The 8,184-nt window shown below is 68.9% G+C and carries 6 protein-coding genes and 1 pseudogene; 2 read left to right on the forward strand and 5 right to left on the reverse strand.

Annotated elements, in window-relative coordinates; genetic code table 11:
• Positions 1–125 precede the first annotated feature (125 nt).
• A complete protein-coding gene (locus ABZ281_RS27240; RefSeq protein WP_356659601.1) occupies positions 126–3,077 on the reverse strand; it encodes a UPF0182 family protein in 2,952 nt (983 codons plus the stop codon).
• 163 nt (positions 3,078–3,240) lie between these two features.
• On the opposite strand from ABZ281_RS27240, the gene ABZ281_RS27245 reads away from it, so the two are divergent.
• A complete protein-coding gene (locus ABZ281_RS27245) occupies positions 3,241–3,783 on the forward strand; it encodes a PPA1309 family protein (protein ID WP_356659591.1) in 543 nt (180 codons plus the stop codon).
• 54 nt (positions 3,784–3,837) lie between these two features.
• Here the strand turns inward: ABZ281_RS27245 and ABZ281_RS27250 are convergent, their stop codons facing one another.
• The 4 genes from ABZ281_RS27250 to ABZ281_RS27265 all read right to left on the reverse strand — a co-directional run bounded on the left by ABZ281_RS27250 (position 3,838) and on the right by ABZ281_RS27265 (position 7,015).
• Positions 3,838–4,929, reverse strand: a complete 1,092-nt coding sequence (locus ABZ281_RS27250; protein ID WP_356659593.1) for a PDZ domain-containing protein — start codon at positions 4,927–4,929, stop codon at positions 3,838–3,840.
• A 101-nt stretch (positions 4,930–5,030) separates the two neighbouring features.
• Complete coding sequence (locus tag ABZ281_RS27255; RefSeq protein WP_356659595.1) at positions 5,031–5,195, reverse strand: hypothetical protein; 165 nt, start codon at positions 5,193–5,195, stop codon at positions 5,031–5,033.
• Between the two features lie 115 nt (positions 5,196–5,310).
• Positions 5,311–5,772, reverse strand: coding sequence for a molybdenum cofactor biosynthesis protein MoaE (locus ABZ281_RS27260; RefSeq protein ID WP_356659597.1), 462 nt, complete (start codon positions 5,770–5,772; stop codon positions 5,311–5,313).
• A 121-nt stretch (positions 5,773–5,893) separates the two neighbouring features.
• On the reverse strand, positions 5,894–7,015 hold the full coding sequence (locus ABZ281_RS27265; RefSeq protein WP_356659599.1) for an SDR family oxidoreductase: 1,122 nt from the start codon (positions 7,013–7,015) through the stop codon (positions 5,894–5,896).
• A 192-nt stretch (positions 7,016–7,207) separates the two neighbouring features.
• Between ABZ281_RS27265 and ABZ281_RS27270 the strand changes: the two are divergent.
• Positions 7,208–8,113 (forward strand): annotated as a pseudogene (locus tag ABZ281_RS27270) (zinc-dependent metalloprotease); the annotation flags it as partial.
• Between the last annotated feature and the right edge of the window lie 71 nt (positions 8,114–8,184).

Consider the following 8,184-nt stretch of genomic DNA (forward strand, 5'->3'; position numbering starts at 1 on the left):
GGACAGGATTTGAACCTGCGACCTCTGGGTTATGAGCCCAGCGAGCTACCGAGCTGCTCCACCCCGCGCCGTTGTGTTCACAACCGTATCACGGCGCGGGGTGGGCATCTGACCAGGCCAGGGCCCTAGCTGCTGGGCTTCGGGCTCGGACTGCCGCTGGGGCTGCTGCTCGGCTTGCCGCCGGGCTTGCTCTCGCCGCCCCCGGCACCGCCCGCCCGGCTCGCCTCGGCCTGCGCGTCCTCGGCCCGCCGCAGGGCGTCCTCGAGGTCCTTCTGCGCCTTGCCGTACGCCTCCCAGTCGTTCTTCTTCAGGGCCTCCTGGCCCGCGTCGAACGCCTTCTGGGCGTCCTCCAGGGCCTGTTGGACCGTCGGGTTGTCGGACGTCGGCGGTGGTGTCGTCGTGTCGCCCTCGTCCGGTGGCTCGGTGGCCGGGCCGTCCGCACCGAAGACCTTGTTGAGGGCCTCGTCGAGGGTGTTCTCGAAGGCTGTCTGCCCTCCGTAGGTGACCAGCACCTTGCGCAGCAGCGGGTACTTCAGTCCGCCACCGCGGACGTAGACCGGCTCCACGTAGAGCAGTCCCCCGTCGAGCGGCACCGTCAGCAGGTTGCCGTACTCGACCTCGGAGTCGCCGCCTCTCAGGAGCCTGATGGACTCGGCGATCTCCTCTTGGGAGTTGAACTGGCTCTGGACCTGCTTGGGTCCGTTGACCGTGGTGTTCGTCGGCAGTTTCAGGATTCTGATCTTGCCGTACTCACCCGTGCCCGCCTCGGCGTCGACCGCCATGAACGCGCTGAGGTTGTCCCGGCCGGTTGGAGTGAAGGTGGTCGTCAGCGAGAACGACTGCGCCTGCTGGTCGGGCATCTTCATGCTCAGGTAGTACGGCGGCACCGCGCTGCCCGAACGGTTCGTCGGGTCGTCCGGCACCTGCCACACCTCGCTGCCGCTGAGGAACGTCGTCGCGTCCTTCACGTGGTAGCGCGTGAGCAGCTCGCGCTGGACCTTGAACAGGTCCTGGGGGTAGCGCAGATGGTCCATCAGCGACTTGGAGATGTCGCTCTTGGGCTCCACCGTGTTCGGGAAGGCCTTCATCCAGGTCTTCAGGACGGGGTCCTCGGTGTCCCACTGGAAGAGCTTGACCTTGCCGGTGTAGGCGTCGACGGTGGCCTTCACCGAGTTGCGGATGTAGTTGACCTGGTTCTGCTGGGCCACCACCGCGCGGTTGTCGTTGGTGGCGGTCAGCGAGTCGGCCGTGGTGTCACCCAGCGTCGTACGCGAGGAGTACGGGTAGCCGTTCGTCGTCGTGTACGCGTCGACGATCCACTGGATCCGGCCGTCCACGACCGCCGGGTAGGCATCGCCGTCGATGGTCAGCCAGGGGGCCACCGCCTCGACGCGCTCCTTGGGCGTGCGGTTGTAAAGGATCCGCGAACCGTCGCCGATGGCACCGGAGTACAGGATCTGCGGCTCGCCGAGCGCCACCGCATAGGCGGCCCGGTTCACCGGGTTGGAGAGGTTGACCCCGCTGTCGCCCTTGTAGCTGGTGGTCTTCTCGCCGTTGTCGTCGGAGTAGTCGATCTCCTTCTGGGGACCGCCGACGATGGAGTACGTGGTGGTCTTCTCGCCGTAGTAGACCCGCTGCTCGTACGTGCCGAGGTCGCCCTTGGAGGGCAGGTCGGACTCCGTGAAGTTCGGCCGGCCCTGGGCGTCGGCGCTGGTGCCCTCGGCGGCGACCACTCCGTAGCCGTGGGTGTAACGGAAGTGGTTGTTGATCCAGTTCTTCTTCGGGATGCCGGCGAGGTTGATCTCACGCAGGCCGACGACGGTGTCCTGGTCCTTGCCGTCCTTGGCGTAGCGGTCGACGTCCAGGTTCTCCGGGAACGCGTAGTAGTTCCTGATCTGCTGGAGCTGCTGGAACGTCGGCGAGACGATGTTCGGGTCCATGATCCGGATGCTCGCCGTGGAGTCGACGTCGTCGCGCAGCTGGCTCTTGTCCTCGGTCTTCCTGGTGCCCGAGTAGTCGGTGACCTTGGTGCCGTCGATGCCGTAGGCCTTGCGCGTGGCCTCGAGGTTCTTCTCGACGTACGGCGCTTCCTTGGCCTGCTCGTTCGGCTGGACCTGGAACTTCTGCACGATCGCCGGGTACAGGCCGCCGATGAGGATCGCGGAGAGCACCATCAGGCCGAATCCGATCACGGGCAGCTGCCAGGTGCGCCGCCAGATGGTGGCGAAGAACAACAGCGCGCAGATGACGGCGATGCAGAACAGAATGGTCTTCGCCGGCAGGTAGGCGTTGGCGTCGACGTACCTCAGGCCCGTCCAGTTGTCGGTCGCCCGGAAGTCACTCGACTTCACCGCGAGTCCGTACCGGTCGAGCCAGTACGCGACCGCTTTGAGGGCCACGAAGATGCCGATGAGCACCGACAGGTGCCCGGTGGCCGCGGCCGTGGCGCGGGCGCCCGGGCTCGTGACGCGCAGCCCGCCGTAGAGGTAGTGGGTGAGCGCGGCGGCGATCAGGGACAGGATCGCGGCGGCGAAACCGAAGCCGAGCAGGAACCGGTACCAGGGCAGGTCGAAGGCGTAGAAGGCGACGTCCAGCTTGAACTGGGGGTCTTTCTGGCCGAAGGGCACGCCGTTGACCCACATCAGCCACGTGCGCCACTGGCCGGAGGCGGAGGCGCCGGCGATCAGGCCCACCAGGGCGGTGATCCCGAACAGCAGCCACTTCTTGTAGGGCGCGATGCCCATCCGGTAGCGGTCGAGGTTCTGCTGCTCCATCGACATGGCGCTCAGCGGCGGCCGCAGCCGGTGCGCCAGCCAGATGTTGAAGCCGACGGCGAGGGCCATGAGCACGCCGAAGACGAAGAAGAGCCCGATCTTGGTCCACAGGGTGGTGGTGAAGACCGAGGAGTAGTTCACCGAGCGGTACCAGAGCCAGTCCGTCCAAAAGCCCGCGAACATGGTGAACGCCATGCCGAGGACGGCCAGGACGCCCAGCGTCATGAGCAGGGTCCGGACACGCCGGGACGGGCGGCCCACTCTGATCCGCGGCCCCGAAGGGCCTCCGCCGCGGTCCGGCATCTGGAAAGCCAAGGTGCGCACCTCGAAGTTCGCTGTTGATTCGTCAGGCCCGCGTCTTCACGGACCGTGCGTGGCCCCCGTGATCGTGGGCCCCCACCTATGCAACTTACTCACCGTTTACTCGGTTCCCGATTCCGGTCAGGAACGAGAGAGGATTGTGACCATGTCCAACACTCCCATGGCTGCGAACCCGCTCACCCGGGCCGTTCTCGAGATCGACGAGTACGTCTCCGGCCTCGGCTGGGACCAGCCAGCCCGCCTTTTCGCCCTCGTCGACACCGCACGGCTGCGGGCCGAACAGCCCTCGCTCGCGGACCGGCTCGGCCTGGGGGACGAGCCGGAGAACTCCGGCCTCACCCCGATCGAGCAGGATGAAGTTCCAACGGGCAAGCCGCTCGACGAGTTCCTCGCCACCATCGCCTGGCCCGACGCGGTGGTCGGCTGCGCCCTCGCCGTGGAGCGCCTGATGCTGCCGCCGTCCGCGGAGGCCCAGGTTCCGAAAGGTCTGAGCGAGGCCGCTCTCACGAAGTGGGTGGCGGACCACCCGGACCGCCAGGAGGTCCGCATGACGGTCGCGGTCCTGCGCGACGGCACGCGCGAGTCGGCCCTGCGGCTGCGCGAGAAGGACTCACCCACCGAGGTCCTGACCGGTTCCGACCTGGTCCCGGGCCTGGCGGAGGCGCTGACGGCGACGTTCGAGGAGTAGCCCCTGACGACTGTGGGGTCCGGTCTTCCGGGCCCCTGGTCCCCTTGTCCCGGCCTACTTACCGCACTTCGGCAGATCCGCGATGTCGCCGCTGCGGATGTCCTGGAGAGCCCCGAGGGCGTCCTTGATGGTGCCGACCTTGATCAGGGTGAGGCCGTCGGGGGTGTCCTTGCCTGCGGCCGCGCAGTTGTCGGCGGGCGTCAGGAAGTACTGCGCGCCCTTGGCCCGCGCTCCCACGGTCTTCATCTCGATGCCGCCGATCGGCCCGACCTTGCCGGCGTCGTCGATCGTGCCGGTGCCGGCCACGAACCTGCCGCCGGTCAGGCCGCCCGGGGTGAGCTTGTCGTAGATGCCGAGCGCGAACATCAGCCCGGCGCTCGGTCCGCCGACGTCGGCGAGCTTGATGTCGATGGTGAACGGGAACGTGTGGTCGGTCCCCGCGGAGATCCCCACGATGGCGCGCTTCTCACCGGTGTCGTCGGACGTCGTGGTGGTCATCGTGATGTCCTGCGTCTTGGTCGGCGTCCGCTTCTCCTTCTCCGCGGCGGCCTGTTCCTTGGCCGGCACGATCGTGAAGCGGACCTCCTGGCCCGGCTTGTGCTTGGTGACGAGCTTCGCGACGTCGGCGGGCTCCTTCACCGCCGTACCGTCGACGGCCTTGATCACGTCCCCGGCGTGCAGCTTGCCCTCGGCGGGGGACCCCTTGACGACCGTCGAGACGATCACCCAGGACTTCACCGGAACGTCCAACTGCTTCAGGGCGGCGACCTTGGCGCTCTCCTGGGACTGGCTGAACTCCTCGGCGTTCTCCTGGGTGGACTGCTCCTCGGTCTTGCCGTCCGGGTAGAGCGTCTCGTGCGGCACGACCTTGTTGTCGTGCGCGAGCCAGCCGTAGACGGCCTCGACCAGGTTCATCCGGTAGTCGGCGCTCGTGACCCTGACCGTGGTCATGTTCAGGTGACCACTGGTGGCGTACGTCTTCTTGCCCGCGATCTGCAGCACCGGCTCACCGTCGTGATCGCCCAGCGTGTTCACCGTCGGCCCCGGGGACATCTCCGCGTAGGGCACGGGGATGAACACTCCCGCGCACAAGAGCGCGATCAGCATCAGGGTGGAGGCGAGCATCGTCGCGGTGCGGCGTGGCATGACTCGACAGTACGGGACGGTCCTGTCAGCGCACCGTCAGGGCCGCCCGTCCGGGGCGACCCTGTGCTCCACCACACTTGTGACCTGCTGTTCTTCGCCCGTCAGGCACCGGGCCGGGGCTTCTCCATGGCCTCCCGGAAGCGGGCGTATCCGGTGAGCTCCGGGCCGTCGTTACGGACTTTGCGGCTCCGGTTGGCCCAACTGCCCCAGAGCCCCGCGCCGATGGCAGCCACAAGCGGAATCAGCAACCAGGCGAGCGCCGCCATGCCGACCTCCAACCCCTTTGAGCGTCCGCAACTGACTGATCAGCAGATTAACGATCCGCAGTGACAACGCTCACGCCGGGGGTGCGGTTACGCAACCGGAAGACAGCTTCCGGAATCAGCAGGCTCCGACCCATTCCTCGGCGCCGTCGGAAAACTTCTGGTGCTTCCAGATCGGCACCTCGTGCTTGAGGTCGTCGATCAGCTTCCGGCACGCCTCGAAGGCCTCTCCGCGATGCGGGCAGGAGACGGCGACGACCACGGCGAGGTCGCCGACCCGGAGGTCCCCCACGCGGTGCACGGCCGCCAGGGCCCGCACCGGGAACTCCGCGGCGACCTTCTCGGCGATACGCCGCATCTCGGCCTCGGCGCTGGGGTGGCACGAATACCCCAGCTCGTCGACATCGGCACCGCCGTCGTGGTTGCGCACGGTCCCCACGAAGAGCGCGGTGCCCCCGGCCGCGTCGTCCCCTACGGCCTGGAACACCTCGTCCAGGGAGAGGGCCGAGTCCCGGATCCCGATCAGCTTGATCGGGTCCTGCGCGGCCTGCTCACCGGGGTGATCGTTCGTGGTTGCCATGTCTCCATCGTGCCGCACGCGACCGACAGCGCGGAATAGAGCTATCGACCGGCCCGCCCGCGTACGCGTTCGGAGTCTCCTACAGGGGCGGCACTCTTCGGCGATTCCTGCAACCTGTCCCTCAGATCCGCCGCCGGGCTTTCCGCGCCCGCCGCACCACCGCCGCCGCACCCAGCAGCGCCACCGTCGCACCCGCGGCACCCGCGGCCGTGGCGTCCTTGCGGCCCAGCCGCCGTCCGGCGACCGTGTGCCGACCGGACACCTCCTCCAGGAGCTCCGCCAGCACCTCCTCGTTGGTGTACTGCGGCCGCCACCCGGCGTCGTGCAGCCGGCTGCCGCTCACCACCCAGGGATACATCGTGTAGGCCAGGTCCCCGGCCGGGGACGGCGTGAGCCCGATCCGGTGCAGCCGCGCCGCCGCGCCCAGAGCGACCGCCGACGGCAGCTCCATCCGCCGGATCCCGCTGAGCTCCTCGACCTCCTCCTGCTCCAGCCAGCCGTCACACCCGACGGTCAGTTCCCCGTCGACCTTCTCCAGGACGGCGTACTCCAGCGCGCTGCACAGGTCCTCGACGTGGCAGAACTGCCACGCTGGCCGCGACCCGGCGACGACAAGCAGCCGGGGAGACTCGAAGTACCTGGTCAGCGCGGTGTCCGTACCGCCCACCAGTACGGCCGGCCGGACCACGGTGACATTGAGCCCCGGGTGCGCCCGGGGCGCCCGGCGCGCCAGCCGTTCGATCTCCAGCAGGTCGCCGACACCGGTCGCCTCCGCCGTGGCGCGCAGCTCGGCATCCTCGGACAGCGGCAGCTCGTTGTCGGGCAGCGCCCCGTAGACCATGGCCGAGGTGCACAGCACCACCCGGTGCACTCCGGCCGCCGCGGCCGCCGTCAAGACGGTCTGCGTCCCCCGTACGTTGTAGGCCGTTCGGGCGGCCGCGTCGGTTTCCAGATCGAGATCCAGTGCCAGGTGCACCACGACGTCGGCCCCGCGCAGCTTCTCCGCGATGGCCGGATCCCGTACGTCCAGGATGTGCCACTGGGCCGCCGCGCACTCGCCGCGCCGCTCGTCGATGGCGAGGACCTGCTTGACCTCGTCGGATGCGGCGAGCTGCTCCGTGAGCAGGGCTCCTACGCCGTACGCGGCGCCGGTGACCGCGACGACGGGTCCGCGCGCCGCGGGACTCGCGGAACTGGTTGACTGGTTTCGCGCTGCGCGAACCTGCGGATCTGGGGAACTCACCGGGCGTCTCCAGCGGTTGTCTTCAGTACGAGCGCGTCCGACGCGTGCGTACCAGGTGGCATCCATCCTGCCGCAGGCCGTCAGTCGGCGAAGCACCGAGGCCCGATCCGCCCCAGGTGTCTACGCTGGGTGGTGTTGTCGGGCAGCCGTGCCGCCGGAAAGAACCGGCGGCCCTACCAGCCGAGGAATCCCGTGAGTGACACCCCATTCGGATTCGGCCTTCCGCCGGAGGAGCCGGACGACGGCGACGAGGGCAAGAAGAAGGACCAGGAGAGCGGTGGTGGTCAGGGACCGGCCAACCCGTTCGGATTTGGCGGCCTGCCCGGAGCCGGAGGCTTCGGCGGAGGCCCCGGTGGCCCCGGTGCGGACAATCCGTTCGCAGCCATGTTCGGGTCGCTGAACCCCACCGACCTGGGCGCCGCATTCCAGCAGCTGGGCCAGATGCTCTCCTACGAGGGCGGCCCGGTGAACTGGGACATGGCCAAGCAGATCGCCCGCCAGACGGTCTCCCAGGGCAGTCCTGACGGCACCAAGGACGCCAGCGTCGGCCCCGCCGACCGAAAGGGCGTCGAGGAAGCCGTCCGCCTGGCCGACCTGTGGCTCGACGATGCCACGTCGCTGCCCTCCGGCGCCGCCTCCGCGGTGGCCTGGAGCCGCGCGGAGTGGGTCGAGGCGACCCTGCCCGCCTGGAAGGAGCTCGTCGATCCGGTCGCCGAGCGCGTCGGCACCGCCATGGGCGACGTCCTGCCGGAAGAGATGCAGGCCATGGCCGGCCCGCTGATCGGCATGATGCGCTCGATGGGCGGCGCGATGTTCGGCACGCAGATCGGGCAGGCCGTCGGCGTGCTCGCCGGCGAGGTCGTCGGCTCGTCCGACGTCGGCCTTCCGCTCGGCCCGGCCGGCAAGGCCGCACTGCTGCCGGTGAACATCGAGACGTTCGGCAAGGACCTGAGCGTGCCCCAGGAGGAGGTGCGGCTGTATCTCGCCCTGCGCGAGGCCGCCCACCAGCGCCTCTTCGCACACGTGCCGTGGCTCCGCTCGCATCTGTTCGGCGCGGTCGACGGCTACGCCCGCGGGATCAAGGTCGACACGGCTCGAAAGTGGCGGTGAGCGACCTCGCCGCGCGTTTCGCCCAGGCCGGCGGCGAACTGCTCGACGCGCAGCGGGAC

Source organism: Streptomyces sp. NPDC006265 (assembly GCF_040613555.1).
Classification (GTDB): Bacteria; Actinomycetota; Actinomycetes; order Streptomycetales; family Streptomycetaceae; genus Streptomyces.

Bases quoted from the DNA above. Each gene is read 5' to 3' on its own strand.
- ABZ281_RS27250 (WP_356659593.1), bottom strand. From the start codon at position 4,929: ATGCCACGCCGCACCGCGACGATGCTCGCCTCCACCCTGATGCTGATC.
- ABZ281_RS27240 (WP_356659601.1), bottom strand. From the start codon at position 3,077: ATGCCGGACCGCGGCGGAGGCCCTTCGGGGCCGCGGATCAGAGTGGGC.
- ABZ281_RS27255 (WP_356659595.1), bottom strand. From the start codon at position 5,195: ATGGCGGCGCTCGCCTGGTTGCTGATTCCGCTTGTGGCTGCCATCGGC.
- ABZ281_RS27245 (WP_356659591.1), top strand. From the start codon at position 3,241: ATGTCCAACACTCCCATGGCTGCGAACCCGCTCACCCGGGCCGTTCTC.
- ABZ281_RS27260 (WP_356659597.1), bottom strand. From the start codon at position 5,772: ATGGCAACCACGAACGATCACCCCGGTGAGCAGGCCGCGCAGGACCCG.